Consider the following 20,598-nt stretch of genomic DNA (forward strand, 5'->3'; position numbering starts at 1 on the left):
GAATATGCGCTGGAGCCAGTTCTGCAATATACATCGGTGAGAGCATCGAGGCTAAACCTACGCCAATACCGCCGATGATGCGATAAATAACAAATTCGGGGACGTATCCGGCCAAATAAACAGGTACGGCATTATCTGGGTTAATCGTGGTAAATCCTAATTCTGGCCATGCGGAACCAATACCAGAAATAAAGAACAACAGGGCGGCGATTTTCAGCGAGTCCCGACGACCAAAGCGGTTACTGCAATAACCGCCCAGCGCACCGCCGATGATGCAGCCAATCAACGCACTGGCGACGCAGAAGCCCAATAGCGAGTTGGCGGCGGGTTCACTTAAATGTTGCGGAGCGACAAACACGGTATTTAAGGATTCTACCGTTCCGGATATGACGGCAGTGTCATAGCCGAATAATAACCCTCCTAATGTTGCGACTAAGGTAATGGAAAAAATATAGCGGGAATTATAGTGGGTGTTCATTCAGACCTGCCTTAGAGGATACAGCTCTTTTGATCAGTGTCGTGATGGTGAATTTAACAGGCAGGGAAGACAATTATCATTTTTTACATTGCAATTATGTTTTGTCTTTTCTGTGATCTTAATTCTGTTTAATTTGTCTGTTTTCAGGCGGTAAATATAATTGCAGTGATGGGGGCCACGAAAGGAAATAATCGTAACAGCAATGTAAAATAACATAAAAAAAGCGCTCCGAAGAGCGCCAAAATACGACCATAAGTGGGGATAACATAAGTTGAGGGCAGTGGCATTGCCCGTTGCCGGGCAGGTATAACGAAGATTAGCCTTTTACACCCCCTGCCGTCAGGCCGTTGACCAGCCAACGCTGCGCCAACAGGAACACCAGGGTGATAGGAATCGCGGAAAGGACGGCGGCGGCGGCAAAGTCGCCCCACAAATAGTTTTGCGGGTTGAGATATTGCTGCATACCCACGGCCAGCGTATAGCTGTCCACATCACGCAGTAACAACGAGGCGACCGGAACTTCGGTAATCGCCGCGATGAACGACAAAATAAACACTACCGCCAGAATCGGTACGGAAAGCGGCAGCAGCACCAGGCGAAACGCCTGCCACGGGGTTGCGCCATCCAGCGCGGCGGCCTCTTCCAGCGAACTGTCGATAGTTTCGAAGTAGCCTTTAATCGTCCAGACATGCAGCGCGATGCCGCCAAGATAGGCGAAGATCACGCCGCCATGCGTATTCAGGCCGATAAATGGAATGTATTGTCCCAGGCGGTCAAATAACGCATACAGCGCCACCAGAGACAAAACCGCCGGAAACATCTGGAAAATCAGCATCCCTTTGAGCAGCGTTGCTTTACCTGGAAAACGCATTCGTGCGAAAGCGTAGGCGCAGGTGGTGGAGAGCGCCACGATGCCGATGGCGGTAATACCGGCGATTTTCACCGAGTTCCACAGCCACAGCAGGACCGGGAAGGGAGGCGGCGTTACCCGACCATCCGCATGTTCCACGCTGAAACCCAGCGCCAACCGCCAGTGTTCCCAGGAGATTTTGTCCGGGATCAGGCTTCCGGTGGCGAAGTTCCCTTCACGTAGCGAGATAGCGATGACCATCAGCAGCGGGAACATGATCGCCGCGATGAAAATCAGCAGCCCCAGGTGCGTGATGAAGAGACGCAGTTTCTGAGATTTGGGTTGGACCATAGCCATTGTTATTATCTCCCTTAATCAAACTTCATACGCGTGGCTTTCAGGTTCACTATTGCCAGCGCGCCTACCAGCAGGAAGATCAGCGTGGCAATGGCCGCCGCCAGACCGAAGTCCTGACCGCCGCCGCCTTCAAAGGCGATACGGTAGGTGTAGCTGACGAGCAGATCGGTATAACCGGCTGGCGTGGTGGTGCCGAGACGGTCTGGCCCGCCGTTGGTCAATAACTGAATCAGGACAAAGTTATTAAAGTTAAAGGCGAAGCTGGCGATCATCAGCGGCGTTAGCGGCTTAATCAGCAGCGGTAAGGTGATCTTAAAGAAATTCTGAAATGGACCGGCGCCGTCCATTGCGGAGGCTTCGTACAGGTCGTCCGGAATCGCTTTCAGCAGCCCCATACACAGGATCATCATGTAGGGATAGCCCAGCCAGGTATTCACGATAATCACCATTGCCCGCGCGGTGTTGGGGTCGCTGAACCAGGCAGGTTTAATGCCGAACAGCGCGCTCAGCATCATATTGATTTCACCAAAGCTTTGGTTGAATAACCCTTTGAAAATCAAAATTGAAATAAACGACGGTACGGCGTAGGGCAGAATCAGCAGGACGCGGTAGATAGCTTTACCTTTCAGCGCTTCCCACTGTACGAGGCAGGCCAATACCATCCCAACCGCCACGGTTAACACCACAGTGAGGACCGAAAAGACCACGGTCCAGACGAAGATAGCGAAAAAGGGCTTCTGAATCCCTTCGTCGGTAAAGACGCGCGTAAAGTTTTTCGCGCCGATAGTAACGGTATAACCAGGACTGAGTTTTTCATCACCCCAGCTTCCGTCGGCGTTGATCGACTGATAATAACCGCTATCGTTGTTTGGCCGGTATTTTACGCCGCTCTGGTTATTGGTAAGCAGGCCGTCATCAGCCAGTGTGTACAGCGGACGGGTACCGGAAAACTGACGTAGCGAGCTCATAATCACTTTACTTTCATCCGGCAGGACGGCGGTTATCTGGTTCAGTGCCAGACGGTTCTGGGTGATTATCCGCAGATTGGCGCGTTCGCCGCCCGGCAGGGCATCGGTCTCTTTCAGCTGTAATTTTTGTTCGCCGCCGAAGGAAAATGCGTCAGACAGGTAATGTTTGCCCGTTTCTCCGTCGGTGAGGGCCAGTTGCCACTCGTCGCCGGCCGGGTAAAGACCGAAGTTATAGGTTTTTCCCGCCTGATAAGAACGGTCCATCAGCACTTGCTGGGCGCGTTCAAAGGTGAGCTGGTTGGTGCTGCTGTAGTTAGTAAAGGCGATGGCGATGGTGCACACCAGCGGGAATAGCACAAACAGCCCCATGCCGGCAAGGCCAGGGTAAACGTAGCGCCAGGCATAGGTTTTACGATTTGCGAAAATATACAGGCCAGCAGAGCTTAAAATCAGCGTCATGATGGCGAACAGATACTCCCCTTGTACGTACATTAAAACTACAAGGTAACCCACCAGCAGGCCCAGCAGACCAATAACTGACCATTTAAGCTGGTCGCTTTGCCACCAGTGTTTCTTTTTAATGACATCCATGGGGGTTTTCCTCTACAGCGTTGAAACTTCCTGGCCGGAGATGTGCCTGATGGCGCTGCGTTTATCAGGCCTACGGTGTGTTGTAGGCCGGATAAGGCATTTATGCCGCCATCCGGCACAGGCTCGCGGCATTACTTGGTGATACGGCTTTGTGCATCTTTCAGCGCGGCATCCACGGTTTGACGGCCGCTGGCGGCGTTGATCACAGCCGTACGTACCGCATACCAGAAGGCGGACATCTGCGGAATATTCGGCATGATCTCGCCTTTCTGGGCGTTATCCATGGTGGCGGCGATACGGGGGTCTTTCGCTAACTGCTCCTGGAAAGATTTCAGCGCCACGGCGCCCAGCGGTTTATCTTTGTTCACTGCCTCCAGACCCTGATCGGTCAGCAGGTAGTTTTCGAGGAACTCTTTCGCCAGCTCCTTGTTCGGGCTGGCAGCGTTAATCCCCGCGCTCAGCACGCCGACGAACGGTTTCGAGGGTTTACCTTTGAAGGCCGGCAGCAGGGTGACACCGTAGTTGACTTTGCTCTTGTCGATGTTCGACCATGCCCACGGGCCGTTGATGGTCATTGCCGTTTCGCCTTTATTGAAGGCTGCTTCGGCGATGGAGTAATCGGTATCGGCGCTCATATTTTTGTTCTTGATCATATCGATCAGGAAAGTCAGACCCGCTTTCGCGCCGGCGTTGTCGACGCCAACGTCTTTCACGTCATACTTACCGTTTTCAAATTTGAACGCGTAACCGCCGTCAGCGGCGATCAAAGGCCAGGTGAAATACGGTTCTTGCAGGTTGAACATTATCGCCGACTTCCCTTTCGCTTTTAGCTCTTTATCCAGCGCCGGGATCTCTTCCCAGGTTTTCGGCGGGTTCGGGACGAGGTCTTTGTTATAAATCAGGGAGAGGGCTTCAACGGCGATGGGGTAGGCGATCAGCTTGCCGTTATAACGTACCGCATCCCAGGTAAACGGATAGAGTTTGTCCTGAAACGCTTTATCCGGAGTGACCTCCGCCAGCAGACCAGACTGCGCGTAGCCGCCAAAACGGTCGTGCGCCCAGAAGATAATGTCAGGACCGTCGCCGGTGGCTGCCACCTGCGGGAATTTCTCTTCCAGCTTATCCGGGTGCTCAACGGTCACTTTAATGCCGGTGTCTTGCTCAAATTTTTTACCGACCTCGGCCAGACCGTTATAGCCCTTGTCGCCGTTGATCCAGATAACCAGTTTACCTTCTTCAATTTTGGCGAGAGCCGGGGCGGAAATCATCATCGTCGTAAGTGCGGATAATGCGAGGATGCCTACGCCAGTTTTAATCTTCATATCTCCCATCCTTTTTGGTGATGTACACAGAGGTGGTTTAACGGTCTCTAGTTTCTTTATACGACAACCTCTTTCCATCCTCCCCGCCCCTACGCCCCACCCCGGCTTTATGTGATCTGTGTTACATAAATGTGAGTAATGCGTGCTGGCGCACATAAAAACACGCCGATTTTTGCGGGCGGCATCACGAAATTCCTTTTCTGCCCGCACCCGTGGTCTCAGGCGCTGTGTCCTCATCCTCCCGCCTCCTCCCCCATAAAAAAGCCGGGGGGTGGAGGATTTACCCCAGTCAGGGATCGCGCATAGTCAGGCCATCATGAATGTTGCTGTCAATGACAGGTTGTAACGAAGGGAGAAAGGCATGGCGAGCGTACAGCTACGAAATGTAACGAAAGCCTGGGGTGACGTGGTGGTATCGAAAGATATTAACCTCGATATCCATGACGGGGAGTTCGTGGTGTTTGTGGGACCGTCAGGCTGTGGTAAATCGACCTTGCTGCGTATGATCGCCGGGCTTGAAACCATCACCAGTGGCGACCTGTTTATCGGGGAAACCCGTATGAATGATATCCCGCCTGCCGAGCGCGGCGTGGGCATGGTATTCCAGTCTTATGCGCTCTATCCCCATCTCTCCGTTGCAGAAAACATGTCTTTCGGCCTCAAGCTGGCGGGCGCCAAAAAAGAGGTAATGAATCAACGCGTCAATCAGGTGGCGGAAGTGCTGCAACTGGCGCATCTGCTGGAACGTAAGCCAAAAGCGCTTTCCGGCGGGCAGCGTCAGCGCGTAGCGATTGGCCGCACGCTGGTGGCGGAGCCGCGTGTGTTTTTGCTGGATGAACCGCTCTCTAACCTGGACGCCGCGCTGCGCGTGCAGATGCGTATTGAAATTTCTCGCCTGCATAAACGTCTGGGCCGCACGATGATTTACGTCACCCACGATCAGGTCGAGGCGATGACGCTGGCCGACAAAATCGTGGTGCTGGACGCCGGTCGCGTCGCGCAGGTCGGTAAGCCGCTGGAGCTGTACCACTATCCGGCGGACCGCTTTGTCGCGGGCTTCATCGGCTCGCCGAAGATGAACTTCCTGCCGGTGAAAGTGACCGCCACCGCGATTGAACAAGTCCAGGTCGAACTGCCGAATCGCCAGCAAATCTGGCTGCCGGTCGAAAGTCGCGGCGTGCAGGTCGGCGCCAATATGTCTTTAGGCATTCGGCCGGAACACCTGCTGCCGAGCGATATCGCCGATGTCACCCTGGAAGGTGAAGTCCAGGTTGTCGAGCAGTTAGGGCACGAAACACAAATTCATATCCAGATCCCCGCCATCCGTCAAAACCTGGTTTATCGCCAGAATGACGTGGTGTTGGTAGAAGAGGGCGCCACATTCGCTATCGGCCTGCCGCCAGAGCGCTGTCATCTGTTCCGCGAGGATGGCAGCGCATGTCGTCGTCTGCATCAAGAGCCGGGTGTTTAAGGCCTCCATAAAAAAACGAAACGCAAAACCATTCGCAGTTTTAGAAGGTGGCAGCGTTTAAAGAAAAGCAATGATCTCAGGAGATAGAATGATGATTACTCTGCGCAAACTCCCACTGGCGGTTGCTGTCGCAGCGGGCGTAATGTCCGCTCAGGCAATGGCTGTCGATTTCCACGGTTACGCCCGTTCCGGTATTGGCTGGACGGGAAGCGGCGGCGAACAACAGTGTTTCCAGGCAACGGGTGCCCAAAGTAAATACCGTCTCGGTAACGAATGTGAAACCTATGCGGAACTGAAACTGGGCCAGGAAGTGTGGAAAGAGGGCGATAAGAGCTTCTATTTCGACACCAACGTCGCCTATTCGGTTAACCAGCAGAACGACTGGGAATCGACCGATCCCGCCTTCCGCGAAGCGAACGTGCAGGGTAAAAACCTGATTGAATGGCTACCGGGCTCTACCATCTGGGCCGGTAAGCGCTTCTATCAGCGTCATGACGTACACATGATCGACTTCTACTACTGGGATATTTCAGGTCCTGGCGCGGGTATCGAAAATATCGATCTGGGCTTCGGTAAGCTTTCACTGGCGGCGACCCGCTCTCAGGAAGCGGGCGGTTCTTACACCTTCAGCAGCCAAAATATTTACGATACTTCTAAAGATACCGCGAACGACGTCTTTGACGTACGTCTGGCTGGTCTGCAAACGAACCCGGACGGCGTACTGGAGCTGGGCGTTGATTACGGCCGCGCCAATACGACCGATGGTTATAAGTTGGCTGATGGGGCATCGAAAGACGGCTGGATGTTCACCGCCGAACACACGCAAAGCATGTTGAAAGGCTATAACAAGTTTGTCCTTCAGTATGCGACTGACGCGATGACCACGCAGGGTAAAGGCGGGGCGCAGGGTACCTATGGGTATGCCTATGATACAAAAGACGATGACGGTAATGTCATCCACCACGTTGACGACTACGTCAATAACAACGGCAAACTATGGCGTGTGCTGGATCACGGCGCGATTTCGCTGGGCGATCGTTGGGATCTGATGTACGTCGGTATGTTCCAGAAACAAGACCTGGACAATAAACTCGGTACCGATTGGTGGACTGTAGGCGTACGTCCGATGTTCAAATGGACGCCAATCATGAGTACCCTGCTGGAAGTGGGTTATGACAACGTGAAATCTCAGCAGACTGGCGATCATAACAATCAATATAAAATCACCCTGGCGCAACAGTGGCAGGCGGGCGACAGCATCTGGTCGCGTCCGGCTATCCGTATTTTCGCCACCTACGCGAAATGGGATGAGAAATGGGGCTATATCAAAGACGGCGATAACATTTCCCGTTATGCCGCAGCGACTAACTCCGGCATTTCCACCAACAGCCGTGGCGATAGCGATGAGTGGACCTTCGGCGCCCAGATGGAAATCTGGTGGTAATACGATGGTCATCTGACGTAACGAGGGGCACAAGCCCCTCTGAAACATCAGGTCTGATGATGCTTGTAAGCCGAATAAGGCGCCAGCCGCCATTCGGCGATATGTTTGGGTTGGCGCGCTATTGCCTGGCTACCGCTGAACCCGCCTTATTGAGGTGAGAATAATGAAAATGAAGAAAAGTCTCGTCGCCCTCTGTTTAACCGCAGGGCTGTTCGCCAGCGTGCCGGGTATCAGCCTGGCGGAAGTGAACTATGTACCGCAAAATACCAGCGCCGCGCCCGCTATTCCTGCTGCCGCGCTACAGCAATTAACCTGGACGCCTGTAGATCAGTCAAAAACGCAGTCTACCCAACTGGCGACTGGCGGCCAGCGCCTTGACGTCGCCGGCATTACCGGCCCGGTCGCCGCTTATAGCGTTCCGGCGAATATCGGCGAGCTGACATTAACTCTGACCAGCGAGGTCAATAAGCAAGCCAGCGTTTTTGCGCCAAACGTGTTGATTCTTGACCAAAATATGACGCCTTCGGCGTTCTTCCCCAGCAGTTACTTTACTTATCAGCAGCCGGGCGTCATGAGCGCAGACCGGCTGGAAGGCGTGATGCGCCTGACGCCTGCGTTGGGGCAGCAAAAACTCTATGTTCTGGTGTTTACGACCGAAAAAGATCTTCAGCAAACTACTACGCTGCTCGATCCGGCAAAAGCCTATGCCAAAGGTGTCGGTAACTCTATCCCGGATATACCCGATCCAGTTGCTCGCCATACCACTGACGGCGTGGTGACACTGAAGGTAAAAACCAACAGCAGCTCCAGCGTATTGGTCGGGCCGTTGTTTGGCTCGTCCGGTACCGGGCCGGTAACGGTAGGCAATACCGCCGCGCCGGTCGCTGCGCCAGCGCCAGTCGCGCCGAAGAAAAGCGAACCGATGTTGAACGATACGGAAAGCTACTTTAATAAAGCGATTAAGGATGCCGTAGCGAAAGGCGACGTCGATAAAGCGCTGAAACTGCTTGATGAGGCCGAACGTCTGGGATCGACATCTGCCCGTTCCACCTTTATCAGCAGTGTAAAAGGCAAGGGGTAATTGTTTCCCCACAGTGCTGATTTTGCAGCAACTGGTGCGTCTCCTGGCGCACCTTTTTTTATCATTTCATGCGAATTGTTATTTTTTTGTTGCGCAATAGATCACTTAATTGTGATTGCGCCCCCCGTAATGTCTTTTCTGAGATACAATGACTTTAAGTTATGAATCGGAGAGTAAGGCATGTCACACCCTGCGTTAACGCAACTGCGTGCGCTGCGCTATTTTGATGCGATTCCTGCGCTTGAACCCCATTTGCTGGACTGGCTGTTGCTGGAAGATTCTATGACTAAACGTTTTGAGCAGCAGGGAAAGCGGGTAAGCGTGACGCTGATTCGGGAAGCGTTTGTCGGCCAAAGTGAGGTCGAGGAAGCATCAGGTTTACTGCCATCCGAATCCCGCTACTGGTTACGTGAGATACTGCTTTGCGCTGACGGCGAGCCCTGGCTTGCCGGACGTACCGTGGTACCGGAATCCACGCTGTGCGGACCTGAACAGGTCTTACAACATCTGGGTAAAACCCCGCTTGGACGTTATCTATTTACATCATCGACACTGACCCGCGATTTTATTGAAATTGGACGCGATGCAACGCTGTGGGGGCGCCGCTCTCGACTGCGGTTGAGCGGAAAACCGCTGTTGCTTACCGAGCTTTTTTTACCTGCATCGCCGCTGTACTGAGAGGAAGATAAAGATGGAGTGGAGTCTGACGCAGAGTAAGCTGCTGGCGTTTCACCGTTTGATGCGTACAGATAAGCCTATTGGCGCGTTGCTGCTGCTCTGGCCGACGCTTTGGGCGCTATGGGTGGCGACACCGGGTATGCCTCAGCTGTGGATTTTGGCGGTTTTTGTCGCTGGCGTGTGGTTAATGCGCGCGGCGGGCTGCGTGGTAAATGATTATGCCGATCGTAAATTTGACGGACATGTAAAACGTACGGTCAACCGGCCTTTACCCAGCGGCGCCGTGACAGAGAAAGAAGCGCGCAACCTGTTTGTGGTGCTGGTGCTGCTGGCGTTTCTGTTGGTGCTGACGCTGAACGCCATGACGATTCTGCTTTCCGTGGCGGCGCTGGCGTTGGCCTGGGTTTATCCCTTTATGAAACGCTACACCCACCTGCCGCAGGTCGTGCTGGGGGCCGCTTTCGGCTGGTCAATCCCCATGGCGTTCGCCGCGGTGAGCGAATCCCTGCCGTTGAGCTGCTGGCTGATGTTCCTCGCCAATATTCTCTGGGCAGTGGCTTACGATACGCAATATGCGATGGTCGACAGAGATGATGATATCAAGATAGGCATTAAATCGACGGCGATCCTGTTTGGTCGTTATGACACATTGATTATCGGGATTCTGCAGCTTGGTGTCATGGTGTTAATGGCGCTGATCGGCTGGTTGAATGGTCTGGGATGGGGATATTACTGGGCTGTGCTGGTGGCGGGCGCGCTGTTTGTCTACCAGCAAAAACTGATTGCGAACCGTGAACGTGAAGCCTGCTTTAAAGCCTTTATGAACAATAACTACGTTGGCCTGGTGCTATTTTTAGGGCTGGCGATGAGTTACTGGCACTTCTGATGTCATGCCGGGCGAACCCGGCCTGCAAAGCCAAAATTTTCAATACGTCATATCAGTTGCCCGATAAGCTTACGCCATCGGGCATTTCAGGCACTGGCTTACTCGCCCTGCGTCGCGCTTTCAATCGTCAGACGGACATCAGAGGTAATCAGATCGGCAAGCATCTGATATATCTTCATCGTTTCTGCCGGTTCGGCATCGCCCGTATCACTGATATAACCCTCATCCCGTAGCGTCAACACGAGTGAACTGAACACCGCTTTGTCGAAAAACTCCGGCGCGTTAATACCGTGCAGGACAGACAGACGTTGCGCCACGGTACGGCTTTCTTTCTCCAGCGTACTGCGGTTGATGGACGGATTGGCGCTCAACAGCCAGAACGTAATGGCATAACGCTGTAGCGTTTCGCGCGCGCCTGCCGCCAGCAGCTGCAGCGTACGGGAATGCGCCGGGTTGATATGCAGTTCATCATCCTGCAGGGTGATTAGCCCCTGACGCTGCATTTCACTGGCCAGAGCGTCAATGACCGAGGCTAACTCCTCGCGCTCCCAGCGCAGGAACAGCTCCGCTTTTAACATCGGATAGAGCGCTTCAACATGCTGCTGCAACGCATCACGCGAAATGCGACGATGCTGGGTGATAATCGCCGCCATCAGCGAAGGCATAATCAACATATGCGCGATATTGTTACGATAATAGGTCATCAACACCGCCTGCTCGCGCGGCAGGATGATGATATCGCCAATGGTGTCTTTCTCGACCTCAAACTTATTCATCTGCAGCGCGTGAGCGATGAGCTCGCCAGCGCTGGCGGCAGGAACGGTTGAGTCTGTGGAATAAGGGACATTGCGCATCAGATCGAGATAGCAATCAAGCTGCTCGGTGAGCTGCTCGCGGGTGAGCGAGCGCTGACGCGACGCTAACAGCGCGGTACAACACAGGTTCATCGCGTTTGCCGCGCCAGCGTTGTTAATACGCACCATCAGATCGGCGGCGATACTATTTACCGTCGGCGTCAGCCAGGCTGGGCGTATGGCCTCTATAGGGTCGATAGATTCGCGCCACTCCGGCACATGCTGATTCAGGTACGTCATGAGCGGCATCGGTTCGCCAAAGTTAACGTAGCCCTGACCCAGATTGCGCAGCTTGCTCAAGCCTTTCAGCATCTGCGGTAGACTCTCTTTCTCTTTTGTCGCGCCGCGCAGCTCTTTCGCATAGGTGCCCACTTCCATGACGTGCTCATAGCCGATGTAAATAGGCACTAACGTAATTGGACGGGTACCGCCGCGCAGCATCGCCTGGATAGTCATCGACAGGGTGCCGGTTTTCGGGTCTAACAAACGTCCGGTACGCGAACGTCCTCCTTCGACAAAATACTCAACCGAGTAACCGCGGCTGAACAGCTCGCCCAGGTATTCGCGAAAGACGGTGGAATAGAGTTTATTCCCCTTAAAGGTGCGACGAATAAAGAACGCGCCCAGACGACGGAAAATCGGGCCAGCGGGCCAGAAATTAAGGTTAATACCGGCGGCAATGTGCGGCGGAACCAGTCCCTGGTGATACAGCACATAAGAAAGGAGCAAGTAGTCCATATGGCTGCGATGACAGGGCACATAGACGATTTCATGCCCGTCGTGCGCCAGTTGGCGTACGCGCTCGGCGTTATGCACGTTAATCCCCTGGTAAAGTCGGTTCCAGGTAAACCCCAAAATCCTGTCGGTCAAACGAATCATCTCGTAAGAGAAGTTCGCCGCGATCTCTTCCATCAGCGCAATGGCGTTTTGCTGCGCTTTTTCATGAGAGATTTTCTTACTACGCGCTTCGTCTTCTACCGCGCGGGCGATCGCTTTCGAGGCCAGCAGTTTGTTAAACAGATCCTGACGGGCGGGCAGGCGTGGGCCAACCGCCGCCAGGCGCAGGCGGGCAAAGTGCATACGCGCCACGCGAGCCAGCTTCTGCGCGATGATTTTATCGGTGCCGTGTTCATCAGCCATACGACGCAATGAGACGGACGGCGAGAATCGGACAAAGCTATCGCGACCCAGCCAGGAGATGGCAAAGAATTTCTGTACGCCGTTCAGCATGCGTAAAGGCGGGTTCTCTTCTCCCTTTTCACGACCCGGCGCGCGGCCAAACATCACGGAAACGGGCACCATCTGCACGTCCAAAGCCGGATTACTCCGATGCAGATCGAGATAATCGTGAAAAAGTTTCACCGACTCTTCTTTTGGCGTGTAATAGGTAAAGACACGCGGTCCGCCGTGAATAAATACATAGCGCGGCAACAGCGCGCCGTCGATCTCCAGCGGCTCCAGCGGATCCGGGAGATCGTGCGCCAGACATTGCGCCCGCAGCGTCAGTAAGTCCGCTTTTGAGTTGTATGGCAAGACATACATAATGGGGCGAGAAGTATCGAGCCCCAATTCCTGGGCGGGTTCCGCCGGAATAGACTTGCTTTTTACCAGTATGCTTAATGGTAAATTCAGTAATTTGTAGTAAATTCGTGGCCAGCCGGACATAAACGATGTAAAGCCTCTGGTTAATAATGCAAATGCGCTGCAAGGATATCAGAAAGTTTAGCGAATTTCTGTTGTATCCCGTCATACTTCGCGCTGCGTTACGGCAGTCCGAATCGTGTAGGGCAACCGTATAATGTCATTGACGTTAATAATGTAAAAAGGTTCTTTTGATGGCCAATAATACCACTGGATTCACCAGAATTATCAAAGCGGCAGGATATTCCTGGAAAGGATTTCGCGCCGCATGGACTCACGAAGCGGCGTTTCGCCAGGAAAGCCTCGCGGTATTGCTGGGTGTCATCATCGCCTGCTGGCTGGATGTGGATGCGATTACCCGTGTGTTATTGATAGGTTCCGTTTTACTTATCATGATTGTTGAAATCCTCAACAGCGCTATTGAAGCGGTCGTGGACCGCATCGGTTCTGAATACCATGAGCTTTCCGGCCGTGCGAAAGATATGGGATCGGCTGCGGTGCTGCTGTCTATTTTCGTTGCCCTGATGACCTGGGGCATCCTGTTATGGTCACATTTTCGATAAAGGTTCCAAATTTTATAAATCTCTTGTTTTTTGCGCCGTTTGTGGTTCCAAAATCACCTTTAACTGTATATACTCACAGCATGACTGTATATACACCCAGGGGGCGGAATGAAAGCGTTAACGGCCAGGCAACAAGAGGTGTTTGATCTCATCCGGGATCACATCAGCCAGACAGGTATGCCACCGACGCGTGCGGAAATCGCGCAGCGTTTGGGGTTCCGTTCCCCAAACGCGGCGGAAGAACACCTTAAAGCGCTGGCGCGCAAAGGGGTGCTTGAAATCGTTTCCGGCGCATCGCGAGGTATCCGTCTGTTACAGGAAGAAGAGGACGGATTACCGCTTGTCGGGCGTGTCGCGGCGGGTGAACCGCTTCTGGCGCAGCAGCATATTGAAGGCCATTACCAGGTCGATCCTTCACTGTTCAAACCCAGCGCCGATTTCCTGCTGCGCGTGAGCGGTATGTCGATGAAAGACATCGGTATTATGGATGGGGATTTGCTGGCGGTACATAAAACGCAAGACGTCCGTAATGGCCAGGTGGTTGTCGCTCGCATTGACGATGAAGTGACAGTAAAGCGCCTGAAAAAGCAGGGCAATAAAGTGGAGCTGCTGCCGGAAAACAGCGAGTTTACACCGATAGTGGTGGATCTGCGCGAACAAAGCTTTACGATTGAAGGGCTGGCGGTAGGCGTCATTCGCAACGGGGAATGGTTGTAATCTCTTTTTAATCTCCTTGTAAGCCGTCATCCGGCAATCGTGCAGCCTGATGGCGCTACGCTTATCAGGCCTACGGGAATGCAGTTCCTGAGATGATTAATTTGTAGGCCGGATAAGGCGTTACGTCGCCATCCGGCAATGCGCTCGTTTCGTTTAACTCCTTGTCAGGCTTTTCTCCATGCCGCTTTTTACCTCCTCTGATAAAGCTCTCTGGCGTCTCGCGCTGCCGATGATTTTTTCTAACATCACCGTCCCCTTGCTGGGGCTGGTCGATACGGCGGTGATTGGTCATCTGGACAGCCCTGTTTTCCTGGGCGGCGTGGCGGTGGGCGCGACTGCCACCAGCTTTCTTTTCATGCTGCTGCTATTTCTACGTATGAGCACCACCGGACTAACGGCGCAGGCATTTGGCGCCAAAAATTCGCAGGCGTTAGCCCGGGCGCTCATTCAACCGTTATTGCTGGCACTGGGTGCAGGCGTGATGATTGTGCTATTTCGCACGCCGCTTATCGAGCTGGCTTTACATATTGTCGGCGGGAACGACGCTGTCCTGGTGCAGGCGAGACGCTTCCTTGAAATTCGTTGGCTAAGCGCTCCCGCGTCACTGGCGAATCTGGTACTGCTCGGTTGGCTGTTAGGCGTTCAGTATGCGCGGGCGCCGGTTATCTTGTTGGTCGTGGGCAATATTCTCAACATCGCGCTCGACCTGTGGCTGGTGATGGGACTTCATATGAACGTGCAGGGCGCCGCCCTGGCGACGGTCATCGCAGAATATGCCACGTTACTGATCGGCCTCATGATGGTACGTAAAGTTCTCCATCTCCGCGGTGTGTCGCTGGATATGCTAAAACAGGCCTGGCGCGGCAACGTGCGCCGCCTTTTGGCGCTCAATCGCGATATCATGCTGCGCTCATTGCTCCTTCAGCTTTGTTTTGGCGCAATCACGGTGTCAGGCGCGCGGCTGGGCAGCGATATTATCGCGGTAAATGCAGTCCTGATGACCTTACTCACCTTTACGGCCTATGCGCTGGACGGTTTTGCTTATGCGGTGGAGGCGCACTCCGGTCAGGCTTACGGCGCGCGTGACGGTAGCAAGCTACTGGACGTCTGGCGAGCGGCGTGTCGTCAGTCGGGAATTGTGGCCTTGTTGTTTTCCACAGTCTATGCCCTGGCAGGCGAACATATTGTCGCGTTACTGACCTCATTGCCGCAAATACAGCTACTGGCGGATCGGTATCTTATCTGGCAGGTGGTATTACCGCTGGTGGGCGTATGGTGCTATCTGCTCGACGGTATGTTTATTGGCGCGACGCGCGCTGCCGAAATGCGCAATAGCATGGCAGTCGCCGCGGGAGGATTCGCGCTGACGCTCTTCGCCCTGCCGGTATTAGGAAATCATGGTTTATGGCTGGCATTAACCGTGTTCCTGGCGCTTCGCGGTCTGTCGTTGAGCCTTATCTGGCGTCGTCACTGGCGCGAGGGTACATGGTTTGCCAGATCGTGACGGTTAAAAATTCTGAATATAAAACCGAAGGCCGAATTCCTGCCTACAATTATTATCACGTCCAGCAGAAATTGCAGTGCATTTGGGCGAATAACACCTGCTATTCCTAACCGAATGATGAGGACAAGATGATGAATAAAGACGAAGCCGGCGGTAACTGGAAACAGTTTAAAGGTAAAATGAAAGAACAATGGGGCAAACTGACCGATGACGATATGACCGTTATCGAAGGTAAACGCGACCAACTGGTAGGTAAAATCCAGGAGCGTTACGGTTACCAGAAAGATCAGGCGGAAAAAGAGGTTGTTGACTGGGAAACCCGTAACAACTATCGCTGGTAATACGTTTTCCCCTACCAGGAGTACATGGATGTGCTTCCCACTGTTTGCTTATGAATGCGGGCGTGCTCCTCTCTACTGCCGCCCGTTTTTCCGTTCAGGCTAACGCGGTTTTTTCTTCACCAGCACCGAGTGATCGTGACCACAGTCGCCCGGATGGCGACACGCTTCCACTTCTACGCACGCAGGGCACAGACCGTGCGCCTCAATAACGTTATGTCGTAGCGCAAAGCCCATTTTAGCCGCCAGCGTATGCATGATGTCTTCCACGCCCTCGGCACACTCTTCCTTCACCACGCCGCAACGATCGCAGATAAACATGGCCGAGCTGTGCGTCGGCTGGTCGAACAGGTGGCAAACCACATAACTATTGGTGGATTCCACTTTATGGACAAAACCCTGTTCGAGCAAAAAATCCAGCGCGCGGTAAATGGTGGGCGGTTTGGCCTGTGGTTCCGTTTCGCGCAGCAAATCGAGCAAATCGTATGCGCTGATGGCACCCTGTTGCAGACTCATCAGGCGCAGCACTTCGAGGCGCTGAGGCGTCAGGCGCACGTTGCGCTGCGCGCAGAGTTTTTCAGCTTGCGCCAGTAACTCTTGCGTTGTGGTCTTTTCCATGTAGCACCTCGAATGGCATGAAAGTCTAATCCGCTACTTTACCACGAGCTGCTTAAAACTCTGAAATTACCCCGCGACAAGATATCGACTGCTAAGCTTTTCCGCGCCAGTATTCTCATCTATACCTAATGAGGGTCGATATTATAACAACAGGATTTAACATCACTATTTCACAGCAATAGTTCGCCTCTGTCCGGTAAAGCGTGGCGGAGGGATTACTTCACCTGATAATAAGATGGGCTAACTGTGAACAAAAACGTCAAACTTTCACTGATTGCTATCGCGGTCTCGCTTTTTATGGCAAAGCAGGCGAGCGTCGCCAATACCTGGACGGAAGCGCGTAATGACGCAATGGGCGGGACGGGCGTTGCGTCCGCGAATTATGGCAGCGGAGTACTATTAAATCCGGCGTTACTGGCAAAAGCCAAACCGGAAGACAATATCACTGTTGTCCTTCCTGCGGTCGGCGTCCAGATTACGGATAAAGACAATCTCCAGGATGAAATTGACGATATCAGCGATAAAGTGGATTACTACGATGAGGTCGTCGATAACCTTACGCTGGGGCAAATTCTGCTCAATCCGCGAGGCGTGCTGAATCAATTTCAGGGCGCCGCGCGCGACCTGGCCGATGAGCTGGAATATCTCAACGGAAAAACCGCCCGCGCCAATGCCGGCGCCGGGTTGGCGGTAAGTATTCCAGGGCAAACGCTTTCCGTGGCGTTTATCGCCAAAGGTTATGCGCATGGGCGCGTGAGTTCGTCCATTGATCAGAACGATATTCAGTATCTGCGTGATATCCAGCATGATGAACGTGTCGCGCTTCGTGAAGCAGGACGCGCTGCTTTGCTGGGGTCTGACGAAATTACAAAGCATTTAAACTCTACCGCGTCGGGGCGGGTAGCGATTGTATCTGACTACGGTATTGCGCTGGCGAAGCAGTTTGTGGTGGGCGAGGTGCCTGTTTCCATTGGCGTTACGCCAAAACTGCAAAAAACCTGGCTCTATAACTACACCACCTCAATTTATAACTACGACAGTAGCGACTGGAATAGCAGCCGTTATCGCAATGATGATACGGGTTTTAACATTGATGCGGGGCTTGCTGCCGATATCGGTGAAAACTGGACGCTGGGGCTGAGCGGGCAAAATCTGGTATCTCGCGATATCGATACGAAAGATATTTACATCACTAATGGTATGACGGGAGAAACCACCAACTACAAAGATACATACCAAATCCGCCCCCTGGTTACCGCGGGCGTCGCATGGCATAACGATTTGCTGACCGTAAGTGCCGATGGCGATCTGACGGAAACGAAAGGCTTTAAGAGCGAAGACAATTCACAGTACGTGGGTGTCGGCGCTGAAGTTCGACCGTTGTCATGGCTGGCGGTGCGCGCAGGGTATCGTGCGGATGTGAAAAATAACGATAGCAATGTGGTTACCGGCGGTCTTGGCTTTGCGCCCTTTAACCGTGTGCATCTCGATTTAATGGGACTGTACGGCGAAGATGAAACCTGGGGGGCAGGCGCGCAGCTTACAATGACATTCTGAGGTGCTTTCACCGGAGGCGCTACGCCTCCGGTTTAGCGTTATGCTATAGTAACGCCCCTTTTTTAACCGGATGCTTATTTATTCGTCATGCAGCCTGAAACCCAGTCCTCCGCTTTTCCTGCTTATCGCTTCTCCATCGCACCTATGCTCGACTGGACGGACAGACATTGCCGCTATTTCCTGCGTTTGCTGTCTCGCCAGACGCTGCTCTACACCGAAATGGTGACCACGGGCGCAATTATTCACGGTAAGGGTGACTATCTGGCTTACAGCGAAGAAGAGCATCCGGTCGCTCTACAGCTTGGTGGAAGCGATCCGGCTCAGCTTGCGCATTGTGCAAAGCTGGCGGAAGCGCGTGGCTACGATGAAATTAACCTCAACGTGGGGTGCCCTTCCGATCGCGTGCAAAACGGTATGTTTGGCGCCTGTTTGATGGGCAATGCGCAACTGGTCGCCGATTGTGTTAAAGCCATGCGTGATGCCGTCTCGATTCCGGTAACGGTAAAAACCCGCATTGGTATTGACGATCAGGACAGTTATGCGTTTTTGTGTGATTTCATTAATACGGTTTCCGGTCAGGGTGAATGCGAGATGTTTATTATCCATGCGCGCAAAGCCTGGCTTTCTGGCTTAAGCCCCAAAGAAAATCGTGAGATCCCGCCGCTGGATTACCCGCGCGTCTATCAGCTAAAGCGGGATTTTCCGCACCTGACCATGTCCATTAACGGCGGCATCAAATCGCTGGAAGAGGCGAAGGAGCACCTGCGCTATATGGATGGCGTCATGGTTGGCCGCGAAGCTTATCAGAATCCGGGTATACTGGCCGCGGTGGATCGGGAGATCTTTGGCGCCGATACCACCGATGCCGACCCGGTTGCGGTGGTTCGCGCGATGTATCCCTATATTGAGCGTGAATTGAGCCAGGGAGCGTATCTGGGGCATATCACTCGCCATATGCTGGGGTTGTTCCAGGGCATCCCCGGCGCGCGGCAGTGGCGTCGCTATCTGAGCGAAAACGCCCATAAAGCTGGCGCGGATGTTGCTGTACTGGAGCAGGCGCTAAAACTGGTAGCAGACAAGCGTTAAAAGTTCGCCAAAAATTAGTCAATCTCACCACGCTCTGTGCAGTCTTGCAGGGCGTTTTCTTTATATATCAAGAATATAAATATTGGCATGATTTTTGTAATAGCTTACCTGACCAGACCCGGTAAGCGCCGTGCCGCCGGGCAATGTCATCTTTATGGGGAACGACTATGCTGGAACTACTTTTTGTGCTTGGCTTTTTTCTGATGTTAATGGTGACGGGCGTCTCCTTGCTGGGCATTCTGGCCGCGCTGGTCGTAGCGACTGCCGTCATGTTCCTGGGCGGAATGTTCGCCCTGATGATCAAGCTGTTACCGTGGCTACTGCTGGCGGTGGCTGTGGTGTGGGTGATCAAAGCAGTAAAAACGCCAAAAATCCCACAGTATCAGCGCAATAACCGTCGGTTTTACTAAGGTATTGAGCGGTTCGTCACAACCTGGAACTTTGCCCTCACAGGCAAATAGGAATCGATTATTAAATCTGTCATGATTGCGCAGGTAACGAATTCATCGCGCTGTACCCTACATACAGCCGAACAAAAAAAGAAAGGGCTTCCCGGGTGGAAGCCCAATTTCTTTGCAGAGCTATTACGGAATCAGCAGGCTTGAGCCCTGTGTGGCCCGGCTTTCCAGCACCTCATGCGCGCGACGGGCATCTTTTAACGCATAGCGTTGATTTTCAGCCACATCAACTTTAATCACGCCGCTGGCGATCAATGAGAACAATTCATTGCTGGCTTCGGTCAGTTCTTCACGTGTCGTAATATACCCCTGTAGTGAAGGTCGCGTGGCATACAGGGAACCTTTCTGATTCAGAATACCTAAATTCACGCCGGTGACGGGGCCGGACGCATTGCCGAAACTGACCATCAGTCCCCGACGTTGCAGGCAGTCCAGTGAGGCTTCCCAGGTATCTTTCCCCACGGAGTCATAGACCACGCGGACTTTTTTGCCGCCAGTGATCTCTTTTACCCGTTCTACAATGCTCTCCTCACGGTAATTAATTACCTGCCAGGCACCGGCGTCCAGCGCCCGCTGCGCTTTTTGCGCGCTACCGACGGTACCGATAAGCTTCGCGCCCAGCGCTTTCGCCCACTGGCAGGCGATCAGACCGACGCCGCCCGCAGCGGCATGAAACAGGAAGGGTTCGTCGGGTTTCACTTCATAGGTTTTGCGCAACAGGTAAAAAACGGTCAACCCCTTGAGAAAAGAGGCTGCCGCCTGTTCGAAGGAAATGGCGTCAGGTAAAATCGCGGCTTTATCTGCGGGGACGTTATGGACGGAACTGTAAGCGCCGAGCGTTGACTGCGCGTAGACGACGCGATCGCCCACGCGAATGTGCTCCACGCCGTTGCCGACTTTACTGACCACACCCGCAGCTTCGGTTCCCAGGCCCGCAGGCAACGACGGGGGCGGATAGAGTCCGCTACGGATATAGGTGTCGATGAAGTTGATACCAATGGCTTTGTTCTCAACCTGGATTTCGTGTTCCGCCGGTTCCGTTGGCGTAAACTCCACGGTCTGAAGCACTTCCGGACCACCATGCTTGTGAAATTCAATACGCGTTGCCATGCTTCCTCCAAAAGAAATGTGGTAAT

20 protein-coding genes are annotated in these 20,598 nt (G+C 53.3%); 13 read left to right on the forward strand and 7 right to left on the reverse strand.

What is annotated here, in order from left to right:
• The 4 genes from ACLD11_RS18290 to malE form a co-directional block, all read right to left on the reverse strand.
• Window positions 1–478: MFS transporter (locus tag ACLD11_RS18290; protein WP_411015223.1), on the reverse strand; the 478-nt coding region annotated here is incomplete at its 3' end.
• A 316-nt stretch (window positions 479–794) separates the two neighbouring features.
• On the reverse strand, window positions 795–1,685 hold the full coding sequence (gene malG, locus ACLD11_RS18295; protein WP_001252081.1) for a maltose ABC transporter permease MalG: 891 nt from the start codon (window positions 1,683–1,685) through the stop codon (window positions 795–797).
• A gap of 14 nt (window positions 1,686–1,699) precedes the next feature.
• Entirely contained in the window at window positions 1,700–3,244 is a 1,545-nt protein-coding gene (malF, locus tag ACLD11_RS18300) for a maltose ABC transporter permease MalF (protein ID WP_000382565.1), read from the reverse strand.
• 131 nt (window positions 3,245–3,375) lie between these two features.
• Entirely contained in the window at window positions 3,376–4,566 is a 1,191-nt protein-coding gene (malE, locus tag ACLD11_RS18305; protein WP_411015224.1) for a maltose/maltodextrin ABC transporter substrate-binding protein MalE, read from the reverse strand.
• A 361-nt stretch (window positions 4,567–4,927) separates the two neighbouring features.
• Here malE and malK point away from each other — a divergent pair, with 361 nt between their 5' ends.
• The 5 genes from malK to ubiA all read left to right on the forward strand — a co-directional run bounded on the left by malK (window position 4,928) and on the right by ubiA (window position 10,126).
• A complete protein-coding gene (gene malK / locus ACLD11_RS18310; RefSeq protein ID WP_000179176.1) occupies window positions 4,928–6,037 on the forward strand; it encodes a maltose/maltodextrin ABC transporter ATP-binding protein MalK in 1,110 nt (369 codons plus the stop codon).
• An 88-nt stretch (window positions 6,038–6,125) separates the two neighbouring features.
• Complete coding sequence (locus ACLD11_RS18315) at window positions 6,126–7,481, forward strand: maltoporin (RefSeq protein ID WP_411015225.1); 1,356 nt, start codon at window positions 6,126–6,128, stop codon at window positions 7,479–7,481.
• Window positions 7,482–7,644: 163 nt separating this feature from the next.
• Window positions 7,645–8,562 (forward strand): maltose operon protein MalM, encoded by a 918-nt coding sequence (gene malM / locus ACLD11_RS18320; protein WP_156010328.1) that lies wholly within the window; start codon window positions 7,645–7,647, stop codon window positions 8,560–8,562.
• Window positions 8,563–8,742: 180 nt separating this feature from the next.
• Window positions 8,743–9,240, forward strand: a complete 498-nt coding sequence (gene ubiC / locus ACLD11_RS18325) for a chorismate lyase (RefSeq protein ID WP_000019219.1) — start codon at window positions 8,743–8,745, stop codon at window positions 9,238–9,240.
• 13 nt (window positions 9,241–9,253) lie between these two features.
• The gene (ubiA, locus tag ACLD11_RS18330; RefSeq protein WP_183060019.1) at window positions 9,254–10,126 is read left to right on the forward strand and encodes a 4-hydroxybenzoate octaprenyltransferase; all 873 of its coding nucleotides are present in this window, start codon (window positions 9,254–9,256) and stop codon (window positions 10,124–10,126) included.
• 98 nt (window positions 10,127–10,224) lie between these two features.
• Here ubiA and plsB read toward each other — a convergent pair whose 3' ends face one another.
• Window positions 10,225–12,645 (reverse strand): glycerol-3-phosphate 1-O-acyltransferase PlsB, encoded by a 2,421-nt coding sequence (gene plsB / locus ACLD11_RS18335; protein WP_411015226.1) that lies wholly within the window; start codon window positions 12,643–12,645, stop codon window positions 10,225–10,227.
• Window positions 12,646–12,815: 170 nt separating this feature from the next.
• Here plsB and ACLD11_RS18340 point away from each other — a divergent pair, with 170 nt between their 5' ends.
• The 5 genes from ACLD11_RS18340 to ACLD11_RS18360 all read left to right on the forward strand — a co-directional run bounded on the left by ACLD11_RS18340 (window position 12,816) and on the right by ACLD11_RS18360 (window position 15,746).
• Window positions 12,816–13,184: a diacylglycerol kinase gene (locus ACLD11_RS18340; protein ID WP_000002902.1), complete on the forward strand. Its 369-nt coding sequence runs from the start codon at window positions 12,816–12,818 to the stop codon at window positions 13,182–13,184.
• A 108-nt stretch (window positions 13,185–13,292) separates the two neighbouring features.
• Complete coding sequence (lexA, locus tag ACLD11_RS18345; RefSeq protein ID WP_000646079.1) at window positions 13,293–13,901, forward strand: transcriptional repressor LexA; 609 nt, start codon at window positions 13,293–13,295, stop codon at window positions 13,899–13,901.
• A gap of 178 nt (window positions 13,902–14,079) precedes the next feature.
• Complete coding sequence (gene dinF / locus ACLD11_RS18350; protein WP_411015227.1) at window positions 14,080–15,405, forward strand: MATE family efflux transporter DinF; 1,326 nt, start codon at window positions 14,080–14,082, stop codon at window positions 15,403–15,405.
• Entirely contained in the window at window positions 15,402–15,515 is a 114-nt protein-coding gene (locus tag ACLD11_RS18355) for a hypothetical protein (protein ID WP_001575282.1), read from the forward strand. Before dinF ends, ACLD11_RS18355 begins: the two co-directional genes overlap by 4 nt.
• Before the next feature lie 21 nt (window positions 15,516–15,536).
• Window positions 15,537–15,746: a CsbD family protein gene (locus tag ACLD11_RS18360; RefSeq protein WP_001030592.1), complete on the forward strand. Its 210-nt coding sequence runs from the start codon at window positions 15,537–15,539 to the stop codon at window positions 15,744–15,746.
• A gap of 99 nt (window positions 15,747–15,845) precedes the next feature.
• Here the strand turns inward: ACLD11_RS18360 and zur are convergent, their stop codons facing one another.
• Entirely contained in the window at window positions 15,846–16,361 is a 516-nt protein-coding gene (zur, locus tag ACLD11_RS18365; protein WP_000416271.1) for a zinc uptake transcriptional repressor Zur, read from the reverse strand.
• Window positions 16,362–16,607: 246 nt separating this feature from the next.
• On the opposite strand from zur, the gene ACLD11_RS18370 reads away from it, so the two are divergent.
• The 3 genes from ACLD11_RS18370 to pspG all read left to right on the forward strand — a co-directional run bounded on the left by ACLD11_RS18370 (window position 16,608) and on the right by pspG (window position 19,414).
• Complete coding sequence (locus tag ACLD11_RS18370; RefSeq protein ID WP_411015228.1) at window positions 16,608–17,918, forward strand: conjugal transfer protein TraF; 1,311 nt, start codon at window positions 16,608–16,610, stop codon at window positions 17,916–17,918.
• Between the two features lie 87 nt (window positions 17,919–18,005).
• On the forward strand, window positions 18,006–19,004 hold the full coding sequence (dusA, locus tag ACLD11_RS18375; protein WP_411015229.1) for a tRNA dihydrouridine(20/20a) synthase DusA: 999 nt from the start codon (window positions 18,006–18,008) through the stop codon (window positions 19,002–19,004).
• Between the two features lie 167 nt (window positions 19,005–19,171).
• Window positions 19,172–19,414 (forward strand): envelope stress response protein PspG, encoded by a 243-nt coding sequence (pspG, locus tag ACLD11_RS18380; protein ID WP_000891414.1) that lies wholly within the window; start codon window positions 19,172–19,174, stop codon window positions 19,412–19,414.
• Between the two features lie 174 nt (window positions 19,415–19,588).
• Here pspG and ACLD11_RS18385 read toward each other — a convergent pair whose 3' ends face one another.
• Window positions 19,589–20,572, reverse strand: coding sequence for a quinone oxidoreductase (locus ACLD11_RS18385; RefSeq protein WP_000235555.1), 984 nt, complete (start codon window positions 20,570–20,572; stop codon window positions 19,589–19,591).
• Window positions 20,573–20,598: the final 26 nt, after the last annotated feature.

Origin of the sequence: Salmonella sp. 741265116_PST (genome assembly GCF_046567715.1) — a bacterium.
Lineage (GTDB): Bacteria > Pseudomonadota > Gammaproteobacteria > Enterobacterales > Enterobacteriaceae > Salmonella > Salmonella enterica.

Bases quoted from the DNA above. Each gene is read 5' to 3' on its own strand.
- malG (WP_001252081.1), bottom strand. From the start codon at position 1,685: ATGGCTATGGTCCAACCCAAATCTCAGAAACTGCGTCTCTTCATCACG.
- malF (WP_000382565.1), bottom strand. From the start codon at position 3,244: ATGGATGTCATTAAAAAGAAACACTGGTGGCAAAGCGACCAGCTTAAA.
- malE (WP_411015224.1), bottom strand. From the start codon at position 4,566: ATGAAGATTAAAACTGGCGTAGGCATCCTCGCATTATCCGCACTTACG.
- malK (WP_000179176.1), top strand. From the start codon at position 4,928: ATGGCGAGCGTACAGCTACGAAATGTAACGAAAGCCTGGGGTGACGTG.
- ACLD11_RS18315 (WP_411015225.1), top strand. From the start codon at position 6,126: ATGATGATTACTCTGCGCAAACTCCCACTGGCGGTTGCTGTCGCAGCG.
- malM (WP_156010328.1), top strand. From the start codon at position 7,645: ATGAAAATGAAGAAAAGTCTCGTCGCCCTCTGTTTAACCGCAGGGCTG.
- ubiC (WP_000019219.1), top strand. From the start codon at position 8,743: ATGTCACACCCTGCGTTAACGCAACTGCGTGCGCTGCGCTATTTTGAT.
- ubiA (WP_183060019.1), top strand. From the start codon at position 9,254: ATGGAGTGGAGTCTGACGCAGAGTAAGCTGCTGGCGTTTCACCGTTTG.
- plsB (WP_411015226.1), bottom strand. From the start codon at position 12,645: ATGTCCGGCTGGCCACGAATTTACTACAAATTACTGAATTTACCATTA.
- ACLD11_RS18340 (WP_000002902.1), top strand. From the start codon at position 12,816: ATGGCCAATAATACCACTGGATTCACCAGAATTATCAAAGCGGCAGGA.
- lexA (WP_000646079.1), top strand. From the start codon at position 13,293: ATGAAAGCGTTAACGGCCAGGCAACAAGAGGTGTTTGATCTCATCCGG.
- dinF (WP_411015227.1), top strand. From the start codon at position 14,080: ATGCCGCTTTTTACCTCCTCTGATAAAGCTCTCTGGCGTCTCGCGCTG.
- ACLD11_RS18360 (WP_001030592.1), top strand. From the start codon at position 15,537: ATGAATAAAGACGAAGCCGGCGGTAACTGGAAACAGTTTAAAGGTAAA.
- zur (WP_000416271.1), bottom strand. From the start codon at position 16,361: ATGGAAAAGACCACAACGCAAGAGTTACTGGCGCAAGCTGAAAAACTC.
- dusA (WP_411015229.1), top strand. From the start codon at position 18,006: ATGCAGCCTGAAACCCAGTCCTCCGCTTTTCCTGCTTATCGCTTCTCC.
- pspG (WP_000891414.1), top strand. From the start codon at position 19,172: ATGCTGGAACTACTTTTTGTGCTTGGCTTTTTTCTGATGTTAATGGTG.
- ACLD11_RS18385 (WP_000235555.1), bottom strand. From the start codon at position 20,572: ATGGCAACGCGTATTGAATTTCACAAGCATGGTGGTCCGGAAGTGCTT.